Annotated in this window: 24 protein-coding genes and 1 pseudogene; 22 read left to right on the plus strand and 3 right to left on the minus strand. The window is 67.6% G+C overall.

Annotation, left to right across the window (positions count from 1 at the left end; all coding sequences use genetic code 11):
* Positions 1-16 precede the first annotated feature (16 nt).
* Positions 17-814 (minus strand): annotated as a pseudogene (locus AC5Y4C_RS06805) (ERCC4 domain-containing protein); the annotation flags it as partial.
* Positions 815-848: 34 nt separating this feature from the next.
* Between AC5Y4C_RS06805 and AC5Y4C_RS06810 the strand changes: the two are divergent.
* From AC5Y4C_RS06810 to AC5Y4C_RS06850, 9 genes are all read left to right on the plus strand, one after another.
* Complete coding sequence (locus AC5Y4C_RS06810) at positions 849-1,142, plus strand: hypothetical protein (RefSeq protein WP_499964379.1); 294 nt, start codon at positions 849-851, stop codon at positions 1,140-1,142.
* Between the two features lies 1 nt (position 1,143).
* Positions 1,144-1,851, plus strand: a complete 708-nt coding sequence (locus AC5Y4C_RS06815) for an acetoacetate decarboxylase family protein (RefSeq protein ID WP_499964380.1) — start codon at positions 1,144-1,146, stop codon at positions 1,849-1,851.
* Between the two features lie 245 nt (positions 1,852-2,096).
* Positions 2,097-2,843, plus strand: coding sequence for a GntR family transcriptional regulator (locus AC5Y4C_RS06820; protein WP_499964382.1), 747 nt, complete (start codon positions 2,097-2,099; stop codon positions 2,841-2,843).
* Between the two features lie 8 nt (positions 2,844-2,851).
* Complete coding sequence (locus AC5Y4C_RS06825; RefSeq protein ID WP_499911797.1) at positions 2,852-3,079, plus strand: 4Fe-4S dicluster domain-containing protein; 228 nt, start codon at positions 2,852-2,854, stop codon at positions 3,077-3,079.
* 27 nt (positions 3,080-3,106) lie between these two features.
* Positions 3,107-4,537 carry an ABC transporter substrate-binding protein gene (locus AC5Y4C_RS06830; protein ID WP_499964384.1) on the plus strand — a complete coding sequence of 477 codons (1,431 nt, stop codon included), beginning with the start codon at positions 3,107-3,109 and terminating at the stop codon, positions 4,535-4,537.
* The gene (locus tag AC5Y4C_RS06835) at positions 4,534-5,394 is read left to right on the plus strand and encodes an ABC transporter permease (RefSeq protein ID WP_499964385.1); all 861 of its coding nucleotides are present in this window, start codon (positions 4,534-4,536) and stop codon (positions 5,392-5,394) included. Before AC5Y4C_RS06830 ends, AC5Y4C_RS06835 begins: the two co-directional genes overlap by 4 nt.
* A complete protein-coding gene (locus tag AC5Y4C_RS06840) occupies positions 5,391-6,137 on the plus strand; it encodes an ABC transporter ATP-binding protein (protein WP_499964387.1) in 747 nt (248 codons plus the stop codon). Before AC5Y4C_RS06835 ends, AC5Y4C_RS06840 begins: the two co-directional genes overlap by 4 nt.
* Complete coding sequence (locus AC5Y4C_RS06845; RefSeq protein WP_499964389.1) at positions 6,137-8,812, plus strand: fumarate reductase/succinate dehydrogenase flavoprotein subunit; 2,676 nt, start codon at positions 6,137-6,139, stop codon at positions 8,810-8,812. Before AC5Y4C_RS06840 ends, AC5Y4C_RS06845 begins: the two co-directional genes overlap by 1 nt.
* Before the next feature lie 104 nt (positions 8,813-8,916).
* Positions 8,917-10,260: an HNH endonuclease signature motif containing protein gene (locus AC5Y4C_RS06850; RefSeq protein WP_499964390.1), complete on the plus strand. Its 1,344-nt coding sequence runs from the start codon at positions 8,917-8,919 to the stop codon at positions 10,258-10,260.
* A 40-nt stretch (positions 10,261-10,300) separates the two neighbouring features.
* On the opposite strand, the gene AC5Y4C_RS06855 is transcribed toward AC5Y4C_RS06850, so the two are convergent.
* The gene (locus tag AC5Y4C_RS06855) at positions 10,301-11,500 is read right to left on the minus strand and encodes a serine hydrolase domain-containing protein (protein WP_499964391.1); all 1,200 of its coding nucleotides are present in this window, start codon (positions 11,498-11,500) and stop codon (positions 10,301-10,303) included.
* Between the two features lie 46 nt (positions 11,501-11,546).
* On the opposite strand from AC5Y4C_RS06855, the gene AC5Y4C_RS06860 reads away from it, so the two are divergent.
* From AC5Y4C_RS06860 to metK, 13 genes are all read left to right on the plus strand, one after another.
* Positions 11,547-11,708 carry a hypothetical protein gene (locus tag AC5Y4C_RS06860; RefSeq protein ID WP_499964393.1) on the plus strand — a complete coding sequence of 54 codons (162 nt, stop codon included), beginning with the start codon at positions 11,547-11,549 and terminating at the stop codon, positions 11,706-11,708.
* 67 nt (positions 11,709-11,775) lie between these two features.
* Positions 11,776-12,339 carry a bifunctional pyr operon transcriptional regulator/uracil phosphoribosyltransferase PyrR gene (gene pyrR / locus AC5Y4C_RS06865; RefSeq protein WP_499964394.1) on the plus strand — a complete coding sequence of 188 codons (564 nt, stop codon included), beginning with the start codon at positions 11,776-11,778 and terminating at the stop codon, positions 12,337-12,339.
* Positions 12,336-13,289: an aspartate carbamoyltransferase catalytic subunit gene (locus AC5Y4C_RS06870; RefSeq protein WP_499911814.1), complete on the plus strand. Its 954-nt coding sequence runs from the start codon at positions 12,336-12,338 to the stop codon at positions 13,287-13,289. The genes pyrR and AC5Y4C_RS06870 overlap by 4 nt, the downstream gene beginning before the upstream one ends.
* Positions 13,286-14,578 (plus strand): dihydroorotase, encoded by a 1,293-nt coding sequence (locus AC5Y4C_RS06875; RefSeq protein WP_499964395.1) that lies wholly within the window; start codon positions 13,286-13,288, stop codon positions 14,576-14,578. The genes AC5Y4C_RS06870 and AC5Y4C_RS06875 overlap by 4 nt, the downstream gene beginning before the upstream one ends.
* A complete protein-coding gene (locus AC5Y4C_RS06880; protein WP_499911817.1) occupies positions 14,575-15,075 on the plus strand; it encodes a PH-like domain-containing protein in 501 nt (166 codons plus the stop codon). The genes AC5Y4C_RS06875 and AC5Y4C_RS06880 overlap by 4 nt, the downstream gene beginning before the upstream one ends.
* On the plus strand, positions 15,072-16,193 hold the full coding sequence (gene carA / locus AC5Y4C_RS06885) for a glutamine-hydrolyzing carbamoyl-phosphate synthase small subunit (RefSeq protein WP_499911820.1): 1,122 nt from the start codon (positions 15,072-15,074) through the stop codon (positions 16,191-16,193). The genes AC5Y4C_RS06880 and carA overlap by 4 nt, the downstream gene beginning before the upstream one ends.
* Before the next feature lie 96 nt (positions 16,194-16,289).
* Entirely contained in the window at positions 16,290-19,634 is a 3,345-nt protein-coding gene (carB, locus tag AC5Y4C_RS06890; RefSeq protein WP_499911823.1) for a carbamoyl-phosphate synthase large subunit, read from the plus strand.
* Between the two features lies 1 nt (position 19,635).
* Positions 19,636-20,454 (plus strand): orotidine-5'-phosphate decarboxylase, encoded by an 819-nt coding sequence (gene pyrF, locus AC5Y4C_RS06895; RefSeq protein ID WP_499964397.1) that lies wholly within the window; start codon positions 19,636-19,638, stop codon positions 20,452-20,454.
* 364 nt (positions 20,455-20,818) lie between these two features.
* Positions 20,819-21,136, plus strand: a complete 318-nt coding sequence (mihF, locus tag AC5Y4C_RS06900; RefSeq protein WP_324936028.1) for an integration host factor, actinobacterial type — start codon at positions 20,819-20,821, stop codon at positions 21,134-21,136.
* Positions 21,137-21,207: 71 nt separating this feature from the next.
* Positions 21,208-21,762 (plus strand): guanylate kinase, encoded by a 555-nt coding sequence (gmk, locus tag AC5Y4C_RS06905; protein WP_499964419.1) that lies wholly within the window; start codon positions 21,208-21,210, stop codon positions 21,760-21,762.
* A 46-nt stretch (positions 21,763-21,808) separates the two neighbouring features.
* Complete coding sequence (gene rpoZ / locus AC5Y4C_RS06910) at positions 21,809-22,120, plus strand: DNA-directed RNA polymerase subunit omega (RefSeq protein ID WP_499911831.1); 312 nt, start codon at positions 21,809-21,811, stop codon at positions 22,118-22,120.
* An 11-nt stretch (positions 22,121-22,131) separates the two neighbouring features.
* Positions 22,132-23,382, plus strand: coding sequence for a bifunctional phosphopantothenoylcysteine decarboxylase/phosphopantothenate--cysteine ligase CoaBC (gene coaBC, locus AC5Y4C_RS06915; RefSeq protein ID WP_499911833.1), 1,251 nt, complete (start codon positions 22,132-22,134; stop codon positions 23,380-23,382).
* A 114-nt stretch (positions 23,383-23,496) separates the two neighbouring features.
* Entirely contained in the window at positions 23,497-24,708 is a 1,212-nt protein-coding gene (gene metK, locus AC5Y4C_RS06920) for a methionine adenosyltransferase (protein ID WP_499964399.1), read from the plus strand.
* Between the two features lie 102 nt (positions 24,709-24,810).
* Here metK and AC5Y4C_RS06925 read toward each other — a convergent pair whose 3' ends face one another.
* A complete protein-coding gene (locus tag AC5Y4C_RS06925) occupies positions 24,811-26,298 on the minus strand; it encodes a flavin-containing monooxygenase (RefSeq protein ID WP_499964401.1) in 1,488 nt (495 codons plus the stop codon).
* Positions 26,299-26,322: the final 24 nt, after the last annotated feature.

Here is a 26,322-nt window from a genome sequence, read left to right on the forward strand (position 1 = left end):
GTGGCCCGGCCGGTCAGTCGCCTTGTTCGGTGAACCACCGCTGCGCCGCCGCCAAATAGCGGTAGGTGTACTCCTGAGCGAGCTTGCGGTTCTGGCAAAACACGATCGGCACCGTCGGAAAGCCGACTTGTAGTTCTGCGAGCGCATCGGCGACAGTGGCCGGCCTGATGAACGTCGACGCGAAGATCTCCGAGTACCGGTCTTCCACCACCACTGCCGCCCGCGGCAGCGCCGCCAAATCGATGAGCTGGTATTTGAGCTTGCCGTTGAGCAGGCCGGAGCTGAAGTCCGACAACGACTTCCGTTCGACGGCAGCGACGAGCCGGCCATCGATGTGCAGTCCGTAGTCCCCACAGGCGAGCGGCTGGCGGATGGTGACGACGGGCTTGTCGCTGAAGCTGTACGCGTAGCGCTCATGGGAGTCGACGGCAATGGACAACTCGGGTATGCCGGCGGCCCGCGCGGTTGGGGTGCGCACCCGAGGCCGTGATTGCTTACGGGTGAGCGGGCTCTGCCAGAACACGACGTCGCGGCCGCGTGCGATGGTCTGGACGAGCTGAGAGCGGTTCTCTCTGGACCGGGCGGCGACGACGTCGATGGCAGCGCCTCGACGGGTGCACGAGCGCAGTTCGACGGTTTCGACGAGCTCGGGCTCGGCGGGCCAGCTCTCGGCGGGCAACGGATGGCAGTACACCGCCTGTGCGCGCGGCCAGGTTCCCGACGTAGCGAATACCAGACCGTCGCCCACCGGAACCCGGATGAGGAAAGGCAGCCGCGACTGAGGGTCCGGGTTCACCGCGACCAGCAGCTCCACGACTCCTCAGAGTACGGTGTGACATCCTTGCCGGGTGGTCCAAGTCGCGGGTTTGCGCGTCGCGGTCACCGGCGGCGCGCAGGGGATCGGGCGATTTCTCGACGAGGACGCGAAGCTCACCCGTCGTACGGTCGAGCTGAACTTCATCGGCGCCGTCACCGGCCGCGGTGTCGAGATCTCGGCGTTCGGCCCAGGATTCGTGCGCACCGAACTGGTCGCCCGGATGTCATCGCCGAGAACACTCGAGCGGTTCTTGGTGGTCGACCCCGCCGGGCGGGATGCGGAGAAGCGGGCCGGCTATCAGGCGCGAATGGAAGGAAGTGAGTGACATGGGCGACGCCAACGTGCACACCGAATTGTCCGGTCTGCCGGGGGTTCCCGAAACTGCCCTCAGTGAAGAGCTGATCGCCAGTTTGCCGGCCAACGCGGCGCCCGCGCCGTGGGACTGCCGATGCTCGGCGCTGCTGTGGCTGGGCCGAGGTGGTCGTGCGGCGGCCGCTGCGCTCCCGCCGCGTCTGGCCGGCAGCCCGGCGCTGGCGACGGTCGGCGGCTTCGTCCACTACACCGACACGCCGGTCGGCCCGTACGACGAGGTGCTGGGCATGATCGCGTCCCGCACTGGCTTGCGCCCCTGGGCCAACGTGGCGTTCATGTCGGTGGATTCGCCGTCCAGTCTGCTTGGCGGACGGACGAATTGGGCCATGCCGAAGACCCTCGCCGAGTTCGACGGCGAACCGGGCGCCGGCCGGACCGTCACCGGCACCGGCCGCGACGGAGCCGCATGGTCGGTGAGCGCGACGCCGCGAGTCGTCGGCCCGGCGATCCCGCTGAAGTACCGGGGTACGGCGCGTCAGCAATTCAGCGACGGCCGGATCGGCGACTCGCTGCTGACGTTCACCGGTCAGGTGCGGCCGGCGATCGTGACCGTCGACGTCCGCTCCGCGGGCACGCTCGCCACCTGGTTACGACCGGGCCGTCACATCGGTGCGGTCATCGACGAGGCCACATTCACACTCGGCGAGCCCCGCTTCCGCTAGCGGCTCGACGCGGCGGTCCGGGTGCCGGTCACTGACGCGGTTGCAGCCGCGGCCCCGGCCAGGGGCCGGGCATTTCGATCAACGCGATTGCAATGTCGAATTGGCTTGTGAAGTGGCGCAATAACCCGTGACCGATCGCTTTGCGCTGGTCGCGACGTCCAATTACCGGCGCAATGGGGCTGGGCCACTTCCGGCCGTGCTCGGCGACACGGGCCGCCCAGCGCTGCCGTCTTAACGTTTTCAGCATGCCAGTTGTCGATCCGACTCCGCTTCGCCGGCCGCGTGCCGACCGCGCGAGGCAGGTCGCCGACGTGCTGCGCCACCAGATTTATGCCGGCGCCTACGAAGACGGGTTGCCGTCCGACGAGCAGCTGGCAGCGGAGTTCTTCGTGTCGCGCAACACGATTCGCGACGCTCTCGCCGCACTCAAGGCCGAGGGGCTGATCGACCGCAGCCCCAAAGTGGGCACCCGGGTCGCACACCGGAAATACGACCACGGCCTCGACGCGTTGCTGGGACTCAAGGAAACGTTCAAGGGCTACGGCGAGGTCCGCAACGAGGTGCGGGCCGCGTTGGAGATCGCCGCACCACCGTCGGTCGCGCGCCGGCTGGCGCTGGCACCCGGTGAGCGGGTGGTATTCGTCGAACGGTTGCGCTATCTCGGCGACCTGCCGCTGAGCCTGGACTTGACCTATCTTGTGCCGGACGTGGGCGCCGACGTCCTGCGCCATCCGCTGGAGACCAACGACATCTTCACGCTGATCGAGGAAGTGACAGGGCAGAAGCTCGGCTCTGCCGCGCTCGCCGTGGAAGCCGTTGCCGCAGACGCTCATTCGGCCGCCACGCTTCAACTTCCCGACGGGGCAGCCTTGTTGATGCTCGAGCGGCTCACCCACCTCGACGACGGCCGTCCCGTCGACCTCGAGTACATCCGCATGCGCGGCGACCGAATAACGCTACGCGGCAACCTGTCCCGTGGACGTCAGGAGTAAGACAAGACATGACGCTGGTGAATCAACGTGTCGACGTTCCCGTGACCATCGACGAGTCGCTGTGTGTCGACGGCTGCACATTGTGTGTCGAAGTGTGCCCACTCGATGCACTGGCCATCAACCCCGACACCGGTAAGGCGTTCATGCACGTCGACGAGTGTTGGTACTGCGGACCGTGCGCGGCCCGGTGCCCCACCGGAGCCGTCACCGTCAACATGCCCTACCTGATCCGCTAACGGACCGCAGTACCCGAAGGACCTTCGATGAAAGTCTCCGTGATCCGGCTCATCGCCGGCACCGCCGCGGTCGTCGTCACCGCTGCAGGATGCTCCCTTGACTCGCAACAGAGTTCGCCGGACGTCGTCAACGTCGTCGTCGGCTACCAGTCCAAGACCATCAACACCGCCACCGCCGGTGCGCTGCTGCGCGCGCAAGGCTATCTGGAACGGCGACTGTCCGACGTGACCGCGCGCACCGGCAAGAAGTACAACGTCCAGTGGCAGGACTATGACACCGGCGCGCCGATCACCGCGCAGATGGTCGCCGAAAAGATCGACATCGGCTCGATGGGCGATTACCCGTTACTCATCAACGGTTCCAAAACTCAGGCGAACGAGCGGGCTCGGACAGAGCTGGTCTCCATCACCGGCTACAACCTGAAGGGTGGCCTGAACGGCGTGGTCGTCAAATCCGATTCGTCAGCAGCCACGCTGAGTGACCTTGCCGGTCAGAAGGTTTCGGCCAGCGTCGGTTCGGCCGGACACGGCATGCTGGTGCAAGCCCTGCAGCGGGCCGGGGTGGATCCCACGACCGGCGTAGAGGTGCTCAACCAGCAGCCGCAAGTCGGCGGATCTGCGCTGGAATCAGGTCAGGTGCAGGGCCTTTCGCAGTTCGTCGCGTGGCCCGGCCTGCTGGTGTTCCAGAACAAGGCGCGGCTGCTCTACGACGGCGCCGAACTCGGCGTGCCGACGTTTCACGGCGTCGTGGTCCGGCGCGTGTACGCCCAGCAGCACCCGGAGGTCCTCGACGCGTTCCTGCAGGCGCAGCTCGATGCGACCGACTTCGTGCACCAACAGCCGCTGAAAGCCGCTGAGATCGTCGCGCAGGGCAGCGGGCTGCCGCAGGAGGTGGTCTACCTCTACAACGGTCCGGGTGGCACGTCGTCGTTCGATACCACGATCAAGCCACAGCTGGTCGATGCGTTCAAAGGCGATGTGTCGTACCTGAAGTCGATCGGCGACTTCGCCGATTTCAACATCGACGAGTTCGTCCAGGACGGCCCGCTGCGCGCGGCGTTCAAGGCACGCAACCTCGACTACGACAGCGCGCGCGCCGCCACCGCCAATCCGTCGGCGATCGGCGGCACCGACCCGGTGTGCAATCAGCCGGTCAACAATCCCTCGCAGGCCAGTGAGTTGTGGTTGACCGGTTCGGACACCACCCAGCCGGCGGCCAATCCGACGTGCCTGCTGCGTGCCGTCCGCGAGGCGACGAGCAAAGGCGCGACCGTGCGGGCGGCATATGTGCCCGACACCGAGCTGGGCACGCGGTGGTTCGCCGATCGCGTCACATGGGTCCGCGACGGACAGAACTATCTGCCGTTTTCGACGACGGCCGGGGCCAAGCGTTACGTCGCAACGCATCCCGGCACTGCGACCGTCGACTATCAGCAGGCACTGGCAGGTGCGGTATGACCGCCGTCGACGCAAGCATCGCCGGTCTGCTGCCGGCGCCGGTAGCCGAACCGGTTGCGGTCCGGGACCGGGCCGCCTCACCATGGCGGCGCCGACTGCTGCGGGTCGCCTCGGTTGCCGCCGCCATCGGGCTATGGCAAGTGCTGACGGCCAGCCACGCCCGGTTGTGGATTCGCTTCGACACACTGCCCACGGTCACCGAAATCGCCCGGGTGTTCGTCAAGCGGCTGGGCACTGACGCGTACTGGCTGGACCTGGGGCAGTCGCTGATCAGGATCCTCACCGGGTTCGTGCTGGCAGCGGTCGTCGGTCTTGTCACCGGCGTCATGCTCGGCCGCTCAACGCTTTTCGCCGACACGTTCGGACCGCTCACCGAGCTGGCTCGCCCGATCCCGGCAATCGCTCTCGTGCCGGTCGCCATCCTGCTGTTTCCCAGCGACGAAGCAGGCATCGTATTCATCACGTTCTTGGCCGCGTACTTCCCGATCATGGTGAGCACCCGCCACGCGGTGCGCGCGCTGCCGACGCTTTGGGAGGACTCTGTACGCACGCTCGGGGGCGGCCGGCTCGACGTCCTGCGCCACGTCGTATTGCCCGGAATCCTTCCCGGGCTGTTCGGCGGCCTGTCGGTGGGCATGGGTGTGGCGTGGATCTGCGTGGTGTCCGCGGAGATGATCTCCGGCCGGCTCGGCGTCGGTTACCGGACTTGGCAGTCCTACACGGTGCTGGCCTACCCCGAGGTGTTCGTCGGGATCATCACAATCGGCGTGCTCGGCTTCGCCACCGCGGCGGCCGTTGAGCTGATCGGGCGGCGCGCCACCCGGTGGCTCCCGCGCGCTCAGGAGAACGCCCGATGACCACGACGCTCACGCGCGGGATGCGTCTGCAGCTCGACCGGGTTCGGTTGAGCTACAACGGAATTCCGGTGGTCGACGGACTGGATCTCGTGGTGGAGCCGGGAGAAATCCTGGTGCTCACCGGGCCGTCCGGATGCGGCAAGTCGACGGTCCTGCGCGCGTTCGCGGGGCTGCTGCGGCCGAGCGCAGGGCGGGTGCTCGCCGACGATGTGGAGGTGGTCACGACGTCGCGCGACCGCGGAATGGTATTCCAGGACAGCGCCCTGTTGCCGTGGCGCAGCGTCCGGTCCAACATCGAGTTGGCGTTGAAACTGCGCGGCGAACCCCGGGCGGGCCGGCGGGAGCGCGCGGACCGCTGGATCGCCGAGGTCGGATTGGCCGGGTTCGGGGACTACCTGCCGAAGAGCCTCTCGGGTGGGATGCGCCAGCGGGTGCAGCTGGCACGCGGGCTCGCCGGCGCGCCCCGGGCGGTGCTGATGGACGAGCCGTTCGGGGCGTTGGACGCCCAGACCCGAACGGCGATGCAGCGGTTGCTCATCGACACGTGGCGGGCGCATCCGACGACGATCGTGTTCGTCACCCATGACGTGGACGAGGCGTTGGTGCTGGGCGATCGGATTGCAGTGATGGACAGAAGCGGTGGCCTTGCCGCGGTGATCGACGTGCCCCAGCCCAGAAGCGACCTGAGCACAGACCGTGAGGTCGTGAAGTCGGCAACCCTTGCAGCCCTTGGATACTCGTGATGCAGATACCTCACCTGTCCGACAGGACCACTCTCGACTGCGACGTCCTGGTGATCGGGGGCGGCACCGCAGGCACCATGGCGGCGCTGACGGCCGCTGAGCGTGGGGCGCAGGTGCTGCTGCTGGAGAAGGCCCACGTGCGCCACTCGGGTGCGCTGGCGATGGGTATGGACGGCGTCAACAATGCGGTGATCCCGGGCAAGGCCAAACCTGAGGACTACGTCGCGGAGATCACGCGAGCCAACGACGGGATCGTGAACCAGCGCACCGTCTATCAGACCGCGACGCGCGGGTTCGCGATGGTGCAGCGGCTAGAACGCTACGGCGTGAAATTCGAGAAGGACGAGCACGGCGAGTACGCGGTGCGACAGGTGCATCGATCCGGCTCCTACGTGCTGCCGATGCCCGAGGGCAAAGACGTCAAGAAGGCGCTCTACCGGGTGCTGCGGCGGCGCGCGATGCGCGAGAAAATCCGCATCGAGAACCGCGTGATGCCGGTGCGGGTGCTGACGGTGGGCGGCCGAGCGGTCGGTGCTGCCGGATTCAACACCCGCACAGGCGAATTCGTCGCCGTCTGGGCCAAAGCGGTGATCCTCGCTACCGGGGCGTGCGGTCGGCTCGGTCTCCCCGCCTCCGGCTACCTCTACGGTACCTACGAAAACCCGACGAACGCCGGCGACGGCTATGCGATGGCCTACCACGCCGGGGCGGAGTTGTCAGGTATCGAATGCTTCCAGGTGAACCCGCTCATCAAGGACTACAACGGCCCCGCGTGCGCGTACGTCGCCAACCCGTTCGGTGGCTACCAGGTCAACGCGCTGGGGGAGCGGTTCGTCGACTCCGACTACTGGTCGGGTCAGATGATGGCCGAAGTGAAGCGGGAGATCGAATCGGCGCGCGGGCCGATCTACTTGAAAGTTTCGCACCTGCCTGACGAGACGCTGACCGCGCTGGAGAATATCCTGCACACCACCGAGCGGCCCACCCGCGGCACGTTCCACGCCAACCGTGGGCACGACTACCGCACCCACGACATCGAAATGCAAATCTCCGAAATCGGTTTGTGCAGTGGGCATTCCGCGTCAGGAGTGTGGGTCGACGAGCATGCTCGCACCACCGTGCCCGGGCTGTATGCCGCGGGTGACATGGCCTGCGTGCCGCACAACTACATGATCGGTGCATTCGTCTACGGCGATCTCGCCGGCGAGCACGCGACCTCGACCCTTGGTCAGGTGACGCTGCCCGACGCGCTGCCCGAAGACCAGCTGGCGCAGGCGCACGAGTTGATCTACCGGCCGCTGCGCCACCCGGACGGGCCGCCGCAGCAACAGGTCGAGTACAAGCTGCGCAGATTCGTCAACGACTATGTGGCGCCGCCGAAGACGGCCACCAAGCTGTCGATCGCAGTGCGCACGTTCGAGCGGATGAAGGCCGAGGTGGCTGAAATCGGCGCCCGCACACCGCATGAATTGATGCGCGCGGCAGAGGTGAGCTTCATCCTCGACTGCGCCGAGATGGCGGCACGTGCGTCGCTGACCCGCACCGAATCACGCTGGGGCTTGTACCACGAACGCAGCGACCTTCCCAACCGTGACGACGAGCAGTGGCGGTATCACCTGAATCTGCGCAAGCGCAGTGACGGATCGATGGAATTCCTCAAGCGCCCTGTCGCGCCGTACCTCGTGCCGGTGCCCGGCCTCGAGCACGTGCCGTCAAGCGACCGGGTGGTGCTCGTCGAGCAACCGCCGCTCGCCGGAGGACGGGCGCCGCGCAGTGAAGAAGGCCGTCTGCCGGCGAAAGCCGCGGTCCAACCGCCGTCGCCGCGAATCGCCGCGGTGCTCGCGTTGGAGTCGCCCAGCCTCTCCGAGCTGGCAGGCTACCTCGCCGATGACGACAGCGGGGTGCGGCGCACGGCTGTCGCCACACTGGTCGAGAACCTGCCGGACGGATACGAGGATGCGCTGCTGCGCGCGCTGGCAGATCGTGACGCCGAAGTGCGTCGGTGCGCGTCTGACGGCTTCCGCGAGGTGGTCGAAGTGTTGTCCCGCCCCGCCGATATCGAACCGCTTTTAGTGTCCGGGGACGGAGTCGTGCGAGCGACCGCGCTGTACGTGTTGAGTGCGCGGCGGGTCGGCGACCGGCAGGGGTACCGAAACGCGCTGTCGGACAACGATTATCGGGTACGGATCGAAGCCGTTCGCGCGCTGGTGTCGATCGACGATGTTGACGGTGTCGCAGCTGCCGCCGGGGACGAGAACCGGGAGGTGCGGATCGCCGTGGCCAACGGCTTGGCGACGCTGCGTGCCGGCGCTGACACCGTGCGTCGCCTTATGCGCGACCACGATCCACTGGTGCAGGCGGCGGCGCTGACCGCGTTGGGCGTGATCGGCTGCGACGACGAGGACGTCCCGACGGTCGAGCGGGCGCTGGACTCGTCGGTGTGGCAGATCCGTGAGGCCGCGGCCAAGGCGTTGGCGGCCGGGCCTGCCGGTGTCTCGGTGGCTGCATTGTCTCGTGCCTTGAAGGACCCGCATCTCGACGTCCGTAAGGCTGCCGTGCTGAGTCTGACCCGTTGGGCTCCAACCGAACACGCCGCACGGGAGGCATTGGGTGCGGCACTCGACGACAGCGACGCCGACGTGCGTGCGTACGCTCGTCGCGCGTTGGCGGCTTAGCGCAGGGGACTGACAGTTACCGTTCGCCAATCCCAGTTATCCACAAGCATTTTGGGCTGTGGACGAATGAACTGCTTGTCGGCGGTAGGCGATAGTATTCGCTCATGTGTTCGGGCAGCGTGTGGACCACGCTGGAACGCCTGGAGGCGGGAGCCGAGGCGTTCGCAGCGCTGTCGTTCGATGCGTTGTCGGAGCTCGATTGCGTCGCGGTGGTGGAGCGGCTGACGACCATCGCCCGCAAGTGCGCGGCGTCCCAGTATGAGTTGGTGAATCAGCTCGTGGAGCGCGCCGTACCGTCCGACATCGGCGGCCCGCTTCCGCGTGTGCTGGCTGACCGGCTCAAGATCCGACCAACCGCTGCCCAGCAGATGATTGCCGAAGCCGGACAGGTGGGGCACCGCCGCTCGATCACCGGCGAGCGGCTGGACCCGCTCTTGCCCACTGTCGCAACCCAATTGCGTAGCGGGGAGATCGGTCACGAGCACGTGGCGGTCGTCCGGAAGTTCTTCCACCACTTGCCGGCCGGGTATCCGGCCGAGGCACGTGACCGTGATGAGGCGATGTTGGGCGCGATGGCCGCCGGCTTGCGACCGGATCAGTTGGAGAAGGCCGCCGAGCGGATGGCGGCGCTGATCAACCCCGACGGTCAGTTCTCGGATGCGGACCGGGCACGCAAGCGCGGATTCCGCTGGGGTCCACCCGACGGGATGAGCAAGGGCACGCTCATCGCGGATCCGCAGCTGCGCGCGACGATGGATGCGGTGTTCGCGAAGCTGGGCGCGCCCGGCATGTGCAATCCGGAGGACCCGACGCCCACCGTGGACGGTGAACCACCCGACGACGCGGTGCGCCGTGATACCCGCACCCGAGCGCAGCGTGCCCACGATGCGCTGACCGCGATGGGCCGCGCAGTGGTGGCGTCCGGCACGCTGGGTCAGCACCGCGGGCTGCCCGCAACGATCATCGTCCGTACCACGTTGGAGCAGCTGGAATCCGGCGTGGGCAGAGCCGACACCGGCGGAGGCAGCTGGCTGCCCATGCGCGACGTCATCAAGATGGCCAGTGCTGCCTACCACTATCTCGCCGTGTTCGACAAGCACTCGAACCGGCCCTTGTATCTAGGTCGCACCCGTATCGCCAGCGCGGACCAGCGCATTGTGCTGCACGCCCGCGACGGCGGATGCACGGCGCCCGGTTGCGACAAGCCCGGCTATGAGTGTGAAGTCATGCACTTGACAGCATGGGCGCGCGGCGGCCTGACCGAACCCGACAATCTAGGCTTCGGCTGCCACACCGATCACAAGCTTGACGACGAAGGCTGGAGCGCCCGTCTCAACGAGAACGGCGTTGTCGAATGGCTGGCGCCTCCGCATCTGAATCGAAAACCCGGCATCAACAACTTCTTTCACCCCGAGCGCTATTTGCCTGAGGACGAGGACGACCCGTAGCCAGGGGCCGTCCGGCCGAAACGCTTGCGCCGCGCCAGCTTCAGGTCAGCGCCTTGTACGTGCGCGACACGAACCGCGGCCGTGCGGCCATCAGCTTGACCTGTGACGCGTTGCCGCCCACCGCTGCTGCCGCATCCGCTGACAGCGTCGGATGGTTCTGCACCAGATAGATCAGGATCAACTCGAGCGTCGGGTCGGCCTGCCACCAGGTGCCGTACGCGCCCGGCCACCCGAACGTGCCGGCGCCGCCCGGCCCGAACAGCGGTCTCGCCTGCTGCGGGTCCGTCACCACCGACAGGCCCAGCCCGAACCCGCGGCCCACCCAGTACGGCGCACCCAGGAACGGCTGTCGGCGTTGCTCGTCGGTCAACCGGTTCGTGCGCATCAGCCGCACCGCCTCTACAGACATCACCCGTGTCCCGTCCAGCTCGCCGCCGCCGAGCAGCATCCGGGCGAACGCGAGATAGTCGTCGGCGGTCGACCAAAGTCCCACACCACCCATACAGAAGGCCGGCGGCTCGATCGCCGGCGGCCCCATCACGTCGTGGCGCAGCCGGTCGTGCTCGTCGAGCTTGTACATCGTCGCCGCCCTCGACCGGCTCTCGGAGGTGACGAAGAACCCGGTGTCACGCATGCCCAACGGCTCGAAAATCCGCTCAGCGCAGACCTGTTGCAACGTCTTGCCCTCGATGCGCGACACGATGATGCCCAGCACATCGGTCGCGTGGCTGTACGTCATCCGCTCGCCCGGCTGGTGCGCCAGCGGCAGCGCGGCCAATTCCGCCAGCCATGCGTCGGGATTGTGGATTCCCCGCAACCGCCGATAGGCGCGGGCCAGCGGCCCTGTCACCGAGAACTCGTAGGCCAGCCCGCTTCGGTGGGTCAGCAAGTCGTCCACGGTGATCGGCCGGCGCGCCGGGCCGGCGTTTTCCAGGGGGCCGGTGGGATCGTCGAGCACTCGCATCGAGGCGAACTCGGGCAGCCACCGGGTGATCGGGTCGTCGAGCGCCAGCTTGCCTTCGTCGACGAGGATCATCGCGGCCGCGCTGGTGATCGGCTTGGTCATCGACGCGATCCGGAAGATCGTGTCGCGCTGCATCGGCAGACCGGCTTCGACGTCGCGATAGCCCACTTCGTTGACTTGCAACACTTTTCCGCGTTGCCACACGAGTGTGACCGCGCCTGAGAGCAGTCCGGCGTCGACGACTTCGCGGAGCGGTTCTGCGTTGCGGTCCAGCACCCGCCCGAGCGTACCGGCGCGCTGTCAGCCGGCGGCGGGGGCCGACATGCAGCACGAACCGGTAGCCGGCGGGGCTCATTGCAAGGCGCTCGAGCAGCGCCTCGTCGAGCCGCAGCCGTCGGCCGCGCAGCGGGCTGTGCCGCCGAAGGACCACGCCGCGGACACTATGCGCGAGCTGATGTCGCTGGGGCGAAAAGCGCGGTGGTAGGCTCGCCGCAGTTTGACGTCCTTTAACGATCCGTCCAGCGAGGCGGAGAAGGAGGTCCAGGTCACACGTGGGCTCGGCTAGCGACAAAGCCACCGACCGGGAATTGATGTCCGCCGCGGACGTCGGCCGCACCATTTCGCGCATCGCCCATCAGATCATCGAAAAGACCGCATTGGACGGCCCGGACGCGCCGCGCGTCGTACTGCTCGGCATTCCTACGCGCGGGGTGATTCTCGCGTCGCGGCTGGCGGCGAAGATCAGTGAGTTCGCCGGCATCGCGGTTCCGCACGGGGCACTCGACATCACGCTCTATCGCGACGACTTGATGATGAAACCTCCACGGCCGCTTGAAGATACGTCGATTCCAGAAGGCGGTGTCGACGAGGCCCTGGTGATTCTCGTCGACGACGTGCTGTATTCCGGGCGGTCGGTGCGGTCGGCTCTCGACGCGCTGCGTGACCTCGGCCGCCCGCGGGCGGTGCAGCTGGCGGTGCTGGTCGACCGGGGGCACCGCGAGCTGCCGCTGCGCGCCGACTACGTCGGCAAGAACGTCCCCACCTCGCGCAGCGAGAGCGTGCACGTGCTGTTGACCGAGCACGACGGCCGCGACGGGGTGGTGATCAGCAAGTGACCAGACATCTGTTGTCCGCGGCCGACCTGACCCGTGACGAGGCGACCGCGATCCTCGACGACGCCGACCACTTCGCGCAGGCGCTGATCGGCCGGGATGTGAAGAAGCTGCCGACGCTGCGCGGGCGGACCATAATCACGATGTTCTACGAGAACTCGACCCGCACCCGGGTGTCGTTCGAGGTGGCCGGCAAGTGGATGAGCGCCGACGTGATCAACGTCAGCGCCAGCGGGTCGTCGGTGGGCAAGGGCGAGTCGCTACGAGACACCGCGCTGACGCTGCGGGCGGCCGGCGCCGACGCGCTGATCATCCGGCATTCGGCGTCGGGGGCGGCCCGGCAGCTCGCCGAGTGGACAGCCACCGAGCACCACGGGCCGTCGGTGATCAACGCGGGCGACGGGACCCATGAGCACCCCACTCAGGCACTGCTCGACGCGCTGACCATTCGGCAGCGGCTCGGTGGTATCGAGGGCAAGCGCGTGGTGATCGTCGGCGACATCCTCCACAGCAGGGTCGCGCGGTCGAATGTGCTTCTCCTGCACACGCTTGGCGCCGAAGTGGTGCTCGTCGCGCCGCCGACGCTGCTGCCGGTCGGCGTCCATGGCTGGCCGGTGACCGTCTCCCACGACCTCGACGCCGAGCTGCCGGCGGCCGACGCAGTGCTGATGCTGCGCGTGCAGGCCGAGCGGATGACCGGCGGCTTCTTCCCCTCGTCGCGGGAGTACTCGGTGCTCTACGGGCTGTCGGAGCGGCGCCAAGCGATGCTGCCGGGTCACGCTGTCGTGCTGCACCCCGGCCCGATGCTGCGCGGCATGGAGATCTCGTTCTCGGTTGCCGACTCGACGCAATCGGCCGTGCTGCAGCAAGTTTCGAACGGTGTGCACGTTCGGATGGCGGTGCTGTTCCACCTACTGGTCGGCGCTGAGCAGCAGCAGGCGGTGGGCGTATGAGCGTGCTGATTCGCGGCGTGCAGCCGTACGGGGAAGGCGATCCCGTGGACGTGCTCGTCGACGACGGTCAGATCATGGCGATCGGCCCGTCTCTGGACATCCCTACCGATGCCGACGTGATCGACGCGACCGGCCAGATTCTGCTGCCGGGCTTTGTCGACCTGCACACTCATCTGCGCGAGCCGGGCCGCGAGTACGCCGAGGACATCGAAACCGGCTCTGCGGCAGCGGCTTTGGGCGGTTACACGGCGGTGTTCGCGATGGCCAACACCAACCCGGTCGCCGACAGCCCCGTCGTCACCGACCACGTCTGGGCGCGCGGCCAGCAGGTGGGACTCGTCGACGTACATCCGGTCGGCGCGGTGACCGTCGGACTGGCCGGCGCGCAGCTCACGGAGATGGGCCTGATGGCCGCCGGAACGGCTCAGGTGCGGATGTTCTCCGACGACGGCGTCTGCGTGCACGACCCGCTGGTGATGCGCCGCGCCCTCGAGTATGCGACCGGCCTGGGCGTGCTGATCGCCCAGCATGCCGAAGAGCCGCGCCTGACGGCCGGCGCGGTGGCGCACGAAGGGCCGAATGCGGCGCTGCTCGGGCTGTCGGGATGGCCACGCGCCGCCGAGGAGTCGATCGTCGCGCGTGACGCGTTGCTGGCCCGTGACGCCGGCGCCCGCGTGCACATCTGCCACGCTTCCACCGCAGGCACTGTCGAGATCCTGAAATGGGCTAAGGCACAAGGCATTTCGATCACCGCGGAGGTGACCCCGCATCACCTGGCGTTGGACGACTCCCGGTTGGCGACGTACGACGGCCGCAACCGAGTCAACCCACCGCTGCGGGAGGCGTCCGACGCCCAAGCGCTGCGGCAGGCGCTGGCCGACGGAGTGATCGACTGCGTTGCCACCGACCACGCGCCGCACGCCGAGCACGAGAAGGTCTGCGAGTTCGCCCATGCGCGCCCCGGGATGCTCGGCCTGCAGACCGCGCTGTCGGTGCTCGTGCAGACGATGGTGCAGCCGGGGCTGCTGAGCTGGCGTGAGGTGGCTCGCGTGATGAGCGAGAACCCGGCGCGCATCGTCGGGTTGCCCGACCAGGGCCGCCCGATCGACGTCGGCGAGCCGGCCAACCTCACTGTCGTCGACCCGGACGCCACGTGGACGGTGCGCGGCGCCGACCTGGCCAGCCGGTCCGACAACACGCCGTACGAGTCGATGACCCTGCCCGCTGCCGTGACCGCAACGCTGTTGCGCGGCCGGGTGACTGCGCGCGACGGGAAGTGCCCCGCGTGAGCCACCAGTTGTCGACCATTCTGCTGCTGAGCGCCGCGGTCTTGGCAGTGGCCGCGTTCGTGGCGTTCTGGGTCAGGATGCGCAACTGGCTCCGACGGGCACAGGGCCAGCTGCCGGTCATGGGCGGCCTGCCGCCGTTGCCAGATACGGTCGGAGCGCCGCTCGGTCCTGAGTTGACCGGCGTGTACGTCGGAACCACGCTGATGCCGGGTCGCAGAGAGCGTGCGGGGGTCATGGGCGAGCATGCCAAGGCGGTGCTGACCCGCTATCCCGAGGGCATCATGCTCAAGCGCAGCGGTGAGCGGCCCATCTGGATCCCCGACGAGTCGGTCGACGAGATTCGCACCCAGCGGCTGCATGGCAACGCCGCCGCGGCGGACGACATCCTGGCGATCCGGTGGCGGCTACCGTCGGGAGCGCAACTCGACACCGCGTTTCGCGGTGACGACCACAGGAACTATGCGGACTGGTTACGAGAACCCGGGAGAACGACGTGAGTAAAGCGGTCTTGGTGCTGGAAGACGGCCGTGTGTTCACCGGCACGTCGTTCGGCGCCGTCGGCCAGACGCTCGGCGAGGCCGTCTTCTCGACGGGCATGTCCGGGTACCAGGAGACGCTCACCGACCCGAGCTACCACCGTCAGATCGTCGTCGCCACCGCGCCGCAGATCGGCAACACCGGCTGGAACGACGAGGACGCCGAAAGCCGCGGCGACAAGATCTGGGTCGCCGGGTACGCGGTGCGCGACCCGTCGCCGCGGGCGTCGAACTGGCGTGCCACCCGCACCCTCGAAGAGGAGTTGGTGCGCCAGGGCATCGTCGGGATCGCCGGCATCGACACTCGGGCAGTGGTGCGCCATCTGCGCACCCGAGGGTCGATGAAGGCGGGCATCTTCTCGGGTGACGCGCTGGCCGACATCGATACTCTGCTGCAGCGCGTGCGCGAGCAGCCGGCGATGCTCGGCGCCGACCTCGCCGGCGAAGTCACCACTCCCAGCGGTTATGTCGTGGAACCCGAAGGGCCGCAACGTTTTACCGTGGTGGCGCTTGACCTCGGCATCAAGACCAACACTCCGCGCAACTTCGCCCGCCGGGGCATCCGCAGCCATGTGTTGCCGTCGTCGGCGACGTTCGAGCAGATCGCCGACATCAAACCTGACGGGGTATTCCTGTCCAACGGGCCCGGAGATCCCGCCACGGCTGACCACGTCGTCGCCGTCACTCAGCAGGTGATCGGCGCGGGAATCCCGTTGTTCGGCATCTGTTTCGGCAACCAGATCCTCGGCCGGGCGCTGGGACGCTCCACGTACAAGATGACGTTCGGGCACCGCGGCATCAACGTCCCGGTGATCGACCACGCCACCGGACGCGTCGCGGTGACCGCGCAGAACCACGGCTTCGCGCTGGAGGGCGAGGCGGGGGAGCGGTTCGACACCCCGTTCGGCAAGGCCGAGATAAGCCACACCTGCGCCAACGACGGCGTCGTCGAAGGCATCAGACTCGTTGACCGGCGGGCATTCTCGGTTCAGTACCACCCGGAGGCCGCGGCCGGTCCGCACGACGCGAACTACCTGTTCGACCAATTCATCGACCTGATGGCAGGGGAGGCGCAGTGACCCTTCGTCGTCTCGCGAGCGTGCGTGTCTGTACGTCGACACGCCGGTCGTGGCGTACAACCGTGCACGCTCGCGGGGCGTGGGGGCGGGAGAGCTATGCCGCGGCGCACTGACCTCAACCACGTGCTGGTCATCGGCTCGGGGCCGATCGTCATCGGCCAAGCCGCCGAGTTCGACTACTCCGGCACACAGGCCTGCCGAGTGCTCAAGGCCGAGGGTCTGCAGGTGACCTTGATCAACTCGAACCCGGCGACGATCATGACCGACCCCGAGTTCGCCGATCACACGTACGTCGAACCCATCACCCCGACGTTCGTCGAGAAGGTGATCGCCCAACAGGCCAGGCGCGGCAACAAGATCGACGGACTGCTGGCCACGCTCGGCGGTCAGACCGCATTGAACACCGCGGTCGCGCTGTCGGAGAACGGCGTGCTGGAGAAGTACGGCGTCGAGCTGATCGGCGCGGACTTCGACGCCATCCAGCGCGGTGAAGACCGCCAACGGTTCAAGGACATCGTCGCCAAGGTCGGCGGCGAATCTGCCCGCAGCAGAGTCTGTTTCACGATGGACGAGGTCACTGAAACCGTCGAGGAACTGGGCCTGCCGGTGGTCGTGCGGCCGAGCTTCACCATGGGCGGCCTCGGATCCGGGCTGGCGCACAGCGTCGAGGAGGTGCGCCGGATGGCCGGCGACGGGCTCGCCGCGTCACCGAGCGCCAACGTGCTGATCGAAGAAAGCATCTACGGCTGGAAGGAATTCGAGCTGGAGCTGATGCGCGACGGCAACGACAACGTCGTCGTGGTCTGCTCGATCGAGAACGTCGACCCTATGGGCGTGCACACCGGCGACTCGGTGACCGTCGCCCCCGCGATGACCCTCACCGACCGCGAATACCAACGGATGCGCGACCTCGGCATCGCGATCCTGCGCGAAGTCGGCGTCGACACCGGCGGTTGCAACATCCAGTTCGCCGTCAATCCGCAGGACGGCCGGCTGATCGTGATCGAGATGAACCCCCGGGTCAGCCGGTCCAGCGCGTTGGCGTCCAAGGCCACTGGCTTCCCGATCGCCAAGATCGCCGCGAAGCTCGCCATCGGCTACACCCTCGACGAGATCCTCAACGACATCACCAGGGAAACCCCGGCCTGCTTCGAGCCCACGCTGGACTACGTGGTGGTCAAGGCGCCGCGGTTCGCGTTCGAGAAGTTCCCGGGTGCCGACCCGACGTTGACCACCACGATGAAGTCGGTGGGCGAAGCGATGTCGTTGGGGCGCAACTTCATCGAAGCGCTCGGCAAGGTGATGCGCTCGCTGGAGACGACGCGCGCAGGCTTCTGGACGGGACCAGATCCCGACGGCGGCGTCGACGGCGCACTCGAGCGGCTCAAGACGCCCAGCGAGGGCCGGCTCTACGACATCGAACTCGCGCTGCGGCTGGGCGCGCCGGTGGAGAAGGTGTCGGAGGTCTCCGGCGTCGACCCGTGGTTCGTCGAGCAGATCGCGGGCCTGGTCGAGCTGCGCGCCGAGCTGATCGACGCGCCGGTGCTCGACGCCGAGCTGCTGCGCCGGGCCAAGCACAGCGGTTTGTCGGACCGCCAAATCGCCGCGCTGCGACCGGAATTGGCCGGTGAAGTCGGTGTGCGCGCATTGCGCCAGCGCCTCGGCATTCACCCGGTGTTCAAGACCGTCGACACCTGCGCCGCGGAGTTCGAGGCCAAGACCCCGTACCACTACAGCAGCTATGAACTCGACCCGGCCGCCGAAACCGAAGTCGCGCCGCAGACCGACAAGCCCAAGGTGCTGATCTTGGGGTCCGGGCCGAATCGGATCGGGCAGGGCATCGAATTCGACTACAGCTGTGTGCACGCGGCCACCACGTTGAGCCAGGCGGGTTTCGAGACCGTGATGGTCAACTGCAACCCGGAAACCGTCTCCACCGACTACGACACCGCCGACCGGCTCTACTTCGAGCCGCTGACATTCGAAGACGTGCTCGAGGTGTTCTACGCCGAATCACTTTCCGGCGCAGGGGGTCCGGGCGTGACCGGCGTGATCGTCCAGCTGGGCGGCCAGACCCCGCTCGGCCTGGCTCAGCGCCTGGAGGACGCCGGCGTGCCGATCGTCGGCACCAGCCCGCGGGCGATCAATTCGGCCGAAGACCGCGGCGTGTTCGGCGAAGTGCTCAGCGACGCCGGGCTGCCCGCGCCGCGGTTCGGCACCGCGACGAGCTTCGAGCATGCCCGCAAGATCGCTGCGGAGATCGGCTATCCGGTGCTGGTGCGTCCCTCGTATGTGCTCGGTGGCCGCGGCATGGAGATCGTCTACGACGAAGAGACACTGCACGGCTACATCACGCGTGCCACCGAGCTCTCACCCGAGCACCCGGTGCTGGTGGACCGCTTCCTCGAGGACGCCATCGAGATCGACGTCGACGCGCTCTGCGACGGCACAGAGGTCTACATCGGCGGGATCATGGAACACATCGAGGAAGCCGGCATTCACTCCGGTGACTCGGCGTGCGCGCTGCCGCCGGTGACGTTGGGACGCAGCGACGTCGACAAGGTCCGCCACGCCACCGAGGCGATCGCGCACGGCATCGGCGTGGTCGGCCTGCTCAACGTCCAGTACGCGCTGAAAGACGACGTCCTCTACGTGCTGGAGGCCAATCCGCGCGCCAGCCGCACCGTGCCGTTCGTGTCCAAGGCCACCGCGGTTCCGCTGGCCAAGGCGTGCGCGCGAATCATGCTCGGCGCCAGTATCTCTGAGCTTCGCGACGAGGGGATGCTGCCGCGCACCGGCGATGGTGCGACCGTCGCCCCTTCCGCCCCGATCGCGGTCAAGGAAGCGGTGTTGCCTTTCCACCGGTTCCGCAAAGCCGACGGCGCCCAGATCGACTCGCTGTTGGGACCGGAGATGAAGTCGACCGGCGAGGTGATGGGCATCGACCGCGATTTCGGCAGCGCGTTCGCCAAGAGTCAGACCGCCGCGTACGGCTCGCTGCCGGCCGAGGGCACGGTCTTCGTGTCGGTGGCCAACCGCGACAAACGCTCGCTGGTGTTCCCTGTCAAGCGGCTCGCCGATCTGGGCTTCCGTGTGCTGGCGACCGAAGGAACCGCAGAGATGTTGCGCCGCAACGGAATTCCGTGCGACGAGGTGCGTAAGCATTTCGAGCCGCCCAGTGAAGGCCGGCCCGCGTTGTCGGCGGTGGACGCCATCAAGGCCGGGGAGGTCGACATGGTGATCAACACTCCCTACGGCAACTACGGTCCACGCATCGACGGCTACGAGATCCGCTCGGCCGCAGTGGGGAAGAACATCCCATGCGTCACCACGGTGCAGGGAGCGTCGGCAGCCGTGCAGGGCATCGAAGCCCGGATCCGCGGCGACATCGACGTGGTGTCGCTGCAGGAACTGCACCAGACGCTGAGCAACGGCGGATAGCGTGGCGGGGTTCGGCGCCAGGTTGGCCGACGCCACTCGGCAGCGCGGGCCGCTGTGCCTGGGTATCGATCCGCATCCGGAGTTGCTCGACGCGTGGGGCCTGCCACGCAACTCGCAGGGGCTGGCGCGCTTCAGCGACGCCTGCGTGGCCGCGTTCGGGGACTTCGCCGTGGTCAAGCCGCAGGTGGCGTTCTTCGAGGCGTACGGGTCGGCCGGCTACGCCGCGCTGGAGCGCACCATCGCTGCCTTGCGTGGAGCCGGGGTGCTGGTGCTGGCTGACGCCAAGCGCGGCGACATCGGCTCGACAATGGCCGCCTACGCCACGGCCTGGGTCGGTGATTCGCCACTGGCCGCCGATGCCGTCACCGCATCGCCGTACCTCGGTTTCGGATCACTGTGCCCGCTGCTGGAGGCCGCCCAAGAGCGTGGGCGCGGAGTGTTCGTGCTTGCGGCGACGTCGAACCCTGAGGGTGCCGACGTGCAGACCGCCCAGACGAACGGCCGCACGGTGGCGCAGTCGATTGTCGACGCCGCCGCGGCGGCCAACCGCGCGGCGCTGCCCGAACCCGGGTCCGTCGGGGTGGTGGCCGGCGCAACCGCTGCCTTTCTGCCGGATCTGAGCGGGCTGGGCGGCCCTGTGCTGGTGCCCGGCATCGGGGCCCAGGGTGGCCGCGCGGAGCAGCTGCTGAACTTGGGCGGCGCGCAGCGGGACCAGCTGCTGCCGGCCGTGTCGCGTGAGGTGCTGCGCGCCGGGCCGGACGTCGGGGCACTGCGGGCGGCCGCGGACCGCATACGCGACGCGGTGGCTTACCTGCGCTAGTCCGTCGCGACACGCCCAGCTGCGCCACAAACTGGCAATTTCCTGCACTTTTGTGGCTGCAACAAGTATCAACGCCGTCGATCGCGGGGGCAGCGGCCGACCGGCCGTCGCTGTAGTACGACGAAAGCTGTCGTGACCTGCCCGTCCGAGCATCCGCTTGGGTTGCGGGCATGGCCGCCGCCGGCCCCGGGCCCCCGGCATGCGGAGATCTCACAATCAGCGCCAGCGACGCGACACGCTGGCATTTTGCGTCGAAAACCGGGGGGTGGGGTTCGCAATCGTCGGATGTCGTGGGTACGGTCGTCGTCGCTGGCTGGATAACTCCGGCGGCGAGGAATATCGATGGTGATGAGACGGAGGAATCGTGGCCCTTCCCCAGTTGACTGACGAGCAGCGCGCGGCGGCGTTGGAGAAGGCTGCTGCCGCTCGCCGGGCACGGGCCGAGCTCAAAGATCGGCTCAAGCGAGGCGGCACCAACCTTAAGCAGGTGCTCAAAGACGCCGAGACCGATGAGGTCCTCGGCAAGATGAAGGTTTCGGCGCTGCTCGAGGCGCTGCCCAAGGTCGGCAAGGTCAAGGCGCAGGAGATCATGACCGAGCTGGAGATCGCACCCACCCGCCGGCTGCGCGGCCTGGGCGATCGCCAGCGCAAGGCCCTGCTGGAAAAGTTCAACTCGGCGTGACGTCCGGCGGGGGGCCGGGCACGCGCGACGACCCTCTCGGGCGAAAAGAACATCGCCCGGCGCGGGTCCTTGTGTTGTCCGGTCCCTCGGCCGTCGGCAAATCGACGGTCGTTCGCTGTCTCCGCGAGCAGGTGCCTGACCTGTACTTCAGCGTGTCGGCGACGACGCGGGCGCCGCGGCCGGGCGAGGTCGATGGCGTCGACTACCACTTCGTGAGCCCTGAGGAGTTCCAGCGCCTGATCGACGACGGGGCGCTGCTCGAGTGGGCTGAGATCCACGGCGGCCTGCACCGGTCGGGCACGCCGGCCCAGCCGGTCCGTGACGCCGCCCGCGCCGGCCGGCCGGTGCTGATCGAGGTGGACCTCGCCGGCGCCCGGGCGATCAAAAAGGCGATGCCCGACGCGTTCACGGTGTTCCTCGCACCGCCGAGCTGGGCGGCTCTAGAGGCCCGGCTCACTGGCCGGGGCACCGAAACCCCCGAGGTGATGGCTCGCCGGCTGGCCACGGCCCGGGAGGAATTGGCAGCTCAAAGCGACTTCGACGCGGTGGTAGTCAACAGCGAATTGGAGTCGGCGTGCGCAGAATTGGTAGCCTTACTTGGGATAACCGCGCCGGACACGGCGTGATCGACCTGCAGAACCTAGTTTTCTCACTTTCAGGAGACAGTCTTTCGTGACCATTTCGCACAACTCGACGCTGGCCGGGGTGCCTGACCGCGTGGTGGAGACCAGCGCCTACGACCCGCCGGAGGGCCTCACCAACCCGCCCATCGACGAGTTGCTGGAGCGAGTGTCGAGCAAGTACGCGCTGGTGATCTACGCCGCCAAGCGCGCCCGCCAGATCAACGACTACTACAACCAGCTCGGCGAAGGCATCCTCGAGTATGTCGGGCCGCTCGTCGAGCCCGGCCTACACGAAAAGCCGCTGTCGATCGCGCTGCGCGAGATCCACGCCGACTTGCTCGAGCACACCGAGGGCGAGTAGCGGAACAGCTAGTGGACCGCAAGCGGATCATCGTCGGCGTCTCCGGAGGGATCGCCGCCTACAAGGCCTGTTCGGTGGTCCGCCAACTCGCCGAAGCCGGTCACCGCGTACGCGTCATCCCCACCGAGTCCGCGTTGCGGTTCGTCGGAGCCGCCACGTTCGAGGCGCTCTCCGGTGAACCAGTGCACACCGACGTCTGGCACGCCGTCCCCGAGGTTCCGCACGTCCAGATCGGCAAGCAGGCCGACCTCGTGGTGGTCGCGCCGGCCACCGCCGACCTGCTCGCTCGCGCGGTGCACGGGCGTGCTGACGACCTGCTGACCGCGACGCTGCTGACAGCCCGGTGTCCGGTGCTGTTCGCGCCTGCGATGCACACCGAGATGTGGCAGCATCCGGCCACCGTCGAGAACGTCGCCACGCTTCGGCGGCGCGGGGCCGTCGTGCTCGAACCGGCGTCCGGCCGGCTCACTGGCGCCGACACCGGCGCAGGCCGGCTTCCCGAGCCGGAGGAGATCACCACGTTCGCCGAGCTACTGCTGGCCCGCGGCGATGCGATGCCCTACGACATGGCCGGCTGCAAGGTCCTGGTGACGGCCGGCGGCACCCGCGAGCCGATCGACCCCGTGCGGTTCATCGGCAACCGCAGTTCCGGCAAGCAGGGCTATGCGCTGGCCCGCGTCGCGGCCCAACGAGGCGCCGACGTCACGCTGATCGCCGCGCACACCGCAGGGCTGGCCGATCCGGCCGGGGTGCATGTCGTGCACGTCAGCTCCGCCCAGCAACTGGCCGACGCGGTGTCCAAACACGCCCCGGACGCACACGTGCTGGCGATGGCCGCGGCCGTCGCCGACTTCCGTCCCGCCAGCCCTGCAACCAGCAAGATCAAAAAGGGCCCGGACGCCAGCGCCGACGCCCCGACGATCGATCTGGTCCGCAATGACGACGTGCTCGCGGGAGCGGTCCGCGCCCGCGCCGACGGTCTTTTGCCGAACATGCGCGCGATCGTCGGCTTCGCCGCCGAAACCGGCGACGCCAACGGCACGGTCCTCGACCATGCGCGGGCCAAGCTGCGCCGCAAGGGCTGTGACCTGCTGGTGGTCAACGCCGTCGGCGAAGGCCGGGCGTTCGAGGTGGACAGCAACGACGGCTGGCTGCTGGCCGCCGACGGCACCGAATCCGCACTCGAGCACGGCAGCAAGACGTTGATGGCCAGCCGTATCGTGGACGCGATCGTGACGTTCCTGCACGGCCGCTCCTGTTAGGCGCGTCTCCGGACTTGCGCGGCCCCGCCGCTGCACGCTTAGGTGCACATGGCTCGGCAGCGTCGCCCAGATATATTGATGAACTAAGTTTCAAGCGTCGGAAAGGACATCACCGTGAGCCAATCAGGCCGGCTGTTCACCAGTGAGTCGGTGACCGAAGGTCATCCCGACAAGATCTGCGACGCGATCAGCGACTCGGTGCTCGACGCGCTGCTGGAGCAGGACCCGCGCTCGCGGGTGGCGGTGGAAACTCTGGTGACGACGGGCCAGGTGCACGTCGTCGGCGAGGTCACGACGGCGGCCAAGGAGGCGTTCGCAGACATCACCGACACGGTTCGCAACCGCATTCTGGAGATCGGCTACGACTCGTCGGACAAGGGCTTCGACGGCGCCTCATGCGGCGTCAACATCGGGATCGGCAAGCAGTCCCCGGACATCGCGCAGGGCGTGGACACCGCGCATGAGGCGCGCGTCGAGGGCGCGGGAGACCCGCTGGACGCGCAGGGCGCCGGCGACCAGGGCCTGATGTTCGGGTACGCGATCAACCACACGCCGGAGTTGATGCCGCTGCCGATCGCACTTGCCCACCGGCTGGCCCGCCGGCTCACCGAGGTGCGCAAGGGCGGCGTGCTGCCCTACCTGCGCCCGGACGGCAAGACCCAGGTCACCATCGAGTACGAGGGCAACCGGGCGGTGCGCCTGGACACCGTGGTGATCTCCACCCAGCACGCCCCGGACATCGACCTCGACAGCACGCTGGCCCCGGAGATCCGCGAGAAGGTGCTCAACACCGTGCTCGACGACCTCGGCCAAGAGACGCTGGACACCTCGTCGGTGCGGCTGCTGGTGAACCCGACCGGCAAGTTCGTGCTCGGCGGCCCGATGGGTGACGCGGGGCTGACCGGCCGCAAGATCATCGTCGACACCTACGGCGGATGGGCCCGCCACGGCGGCGGCGCGTTCTCGGGCAAGGATCCGTCCAAAGTGGACCGGTCAGCCGCGTACGCGATGCGCTGGGTAGCAAAGAACGTGGTCGCAGCCGGTCTGGCGGACAGGGTCGAGGTGCAGGTTGCCTACGCGATCGGCAAGGCCGCACCGGTCGGGCTGTTCGTCGAGACCTTCAACACCGAAACCGTCGACACCGCCAAAATCGAGAAGGCCATTCTCGAGGTGTTCGACCTGCGGCCGGGCGCCATCATCCGCGACCTGGATCTGCTGCGGCCGATCTACGCGCAGACCGCGGCCTACGGCCACTTCGGCCGGACCGACATCGAGCTGCCCTGGGAGCAGCTGAACAAGGTCGACGACCTCAAGAGCGCGGTCTAACTCTTCCGCCGAGCAGACGCCAAATCGCACAAAGCGGCATCTGGTAGTGCGATTACGCGTCTGCTCGCGCTAGGTGGTGACGTCGGGCACCCGGCTGAAACGCTAAGGGGTGAACGCGTAGTCCGACAGCGGGAAGCGGCGGCTACGCCAGATGGTGCCGAGCGTGGTGGCCCGGCGCAGCGGCACGTCACCGTGGCTGTCGAAGTAGTAGCTGTTGGCCAGCGTGCAGCTGTCCTGCCAGAAGATCTGCGTGTGGCGTTTGCGCATGCACTCCGCGAAGTACCGCGCATTGGCTTCTTCGGTCACTTCCACTCGCGAGGCACCCTGTCGCCCAGCGTGTTTCAGACACCGCACGATGTGATGGGTCTGCGTCTCGATGTAAGCGAAGAACGACGCTCCGTTGAAGCCGTACGGTCCGGCGACCGTGAAGAAATTGGGGAAGCCCGGCAGGCTGACGCCTTCATAGGCCTGGAGCCGGTTCTCCGTCCAGAACTGGCTCATCGACAACCCGTTGCGCCCGACGATGTCGTAGGTGAGGCTGTCGACGTCCATCACCTTGAACCCGGTCGCCAGGATCAGCACGTCGGCTTCCCGCAGGTCGCCTTCGACCGTGGCCACGCCCGTCGGCGTGATCTTGTCGATCGGATCGGTGACCAACTCCACGTTGTCGCGGTTGTACGTCGACAGGTAGGTGTTGTGGAAGCCGGGCCGCTTACAGCCGACCGCGTACCGCGGTGTCAGCTTGTCCCGCACCACGGGGTCACGAACTTCCTTGCGTAAGAAGGCTTTTCCAGCTGCCTCCGCTCGCTTGGCGAGCGGGAACACCGTGAAGTACTGCGCCGACAACGGAAAAGTCAACTCCACGTAGACCTGGCTCAGCAGTCGCTGCACGGCCATGCCGCCGGGCAGGTGCATCGCGGCGCGGGCTGCCTTGGGCAGCGGCACGTCGAGCTTCGGGAAACACCAGATCGGGGTGCGCTGGTACACGGTCAGATGCTCGACGACCGGCGCGATCTCCGGAATGACCTGCACTGCTGACGCGCCCGTGCCGATGATCGCGACGCGCTTACCGGTCAAGTCCTGGCTGTGGTCCCAGCGCGCGGTGTGGATCGTGATGCCGTCGAAGCTGTCCACTCCCGCGATGTCGGGGAGCTTCGGCGTGGTCAGCACGCCCGCGGCGTTGACCAGAAAACGTGCGGTGAGCTGTTCTCCTGAGCCCAGATCCAGCCGCCATAGGTTGCACGCGTCGTCGAACGCAGCGCGCACCACCTTGGTGTTGAACCGGATCTTGGGGCGGATGCCGTACTTGTCCGCGCAGCGTTCGGCGTAGGCCTGTAGCTCGTGCCCGTGCGCGTAGGTGCGGCTCCAATCCGGTGTCTGCTCGAACGAGAACTGGTAGGAGAACGACGGGATGTCAACGGCCACACCGGGATACGTGTTCCAATACCATGTCCCGCCCGGTGCGTCGCCGGCTTCGACGATCACATAGTCACCCAGCCCCGCCGCGTCGAGTTTGACGGCGGCGCCGATGCCGGAGAAACCTGCGCCGACGATCGCGGTGTGATAGTCCGGTGCCGCTGCAGTGGGCATGGCTCCACTTAAGCAGACTTGACT

The organism is Mycobacterium sp. NGS35 (assembly GCF_059812855.1).

What these genes read in the sequence shown, in the direction of transcription:
- AC5Y4C_RS06815 (WP_499964380.1), top strand. Translation starts at nt 1,144, where the DNA reads ATGGGCGACGCCAACGTGCACACCGAATTGTCCGGTCTGCCGGGGGTT.
- AC5Y4C_RS06850 (WP_499964390.1), top strand. Translation starts at nt 8,917, where the DNA reads ATGTGTTCGGGCAGCGTGTGGACCACGCTGGAACGCCTGGAGGCGGGA.
- carB (WP_499911823.1), top strand. Translation starts at nt 16,290, where the DNA reads ATGCCGCGGCGCACTGACCTCAACCACGTGCTGGTCATCGGCTCGGGG.
- AC5Y4C_RS06830 (WP_499964384.1), top strand. Translation starts at nt 3,107, where the DNA reads ATGAAAGTCTCCGTGATCCGGCTCATCGCCGGCACCGCCGCGGTCGTC.
- AC5Y4C_RS06820 (WP_499964382.1), top strand. Translation starts at nt 2,097, where the DNA reads ATGCCAGTTGTCGATCCGACTCCGCTTCGCCGGCCGCGTGCCGACCGC.
- AC5Y4C_RS06825 (WP_499911797.1), top strand. Translation starts at nt 2,852, where the DNA reads ATGACGCTGGTGAATCAACGTGTCGACGTTCCCGTGACCATCGACGAG.
- AC5Y4C_RS06925 (WP_499964401.1), bottom strand. Translation starts at nt 26,298, where the DNA reads ATGCCCACTGCAGCGGCACCGGACTATCACACCGCGATCGTCGGCGCA.
- AC5Y4C_RS06835 (WP_499964385.1), top strand. Translation starts at nt 4,534, where the DNA reads ATGACCGCCGTCGACGCAAGCATCGCCGGTCTGCTGCCGGCGCCGGTA.
- AC5Y4C_RS06860 (WP_499964393.1), top strand. Translation starts at nt 11,547, where the DNA reads ATGCAGCACGAACCGGTAGCCGGCGGGGCTCATTGCAAGGCGCTCGAG.
- AC5Y4C_RS06875 (WP_499964395.1), top strand. Translation starts at nt 13,286, where the DNA reads ATGAGCGTGCTGATTCGCGGCGTGCAGCCGTACGGGGAAGGCGATCCC.
- AC5Y4C_RS06845 (WP_499964389.1), top strand. Translation starts at nt 6,137, where the DNA reads ATGCAGATACCTCACCTGTCCGACAGGACCACTCTCGACTGCGACGTC.
- AC5Y4C_RS06840 (WP_499964387.1), top strand. Translation starts at nt 5,391, where the DNA reads ATGACCACGACGCTCACGCGCGGGATGCGTCTGCAGCTCGACCGGGTT.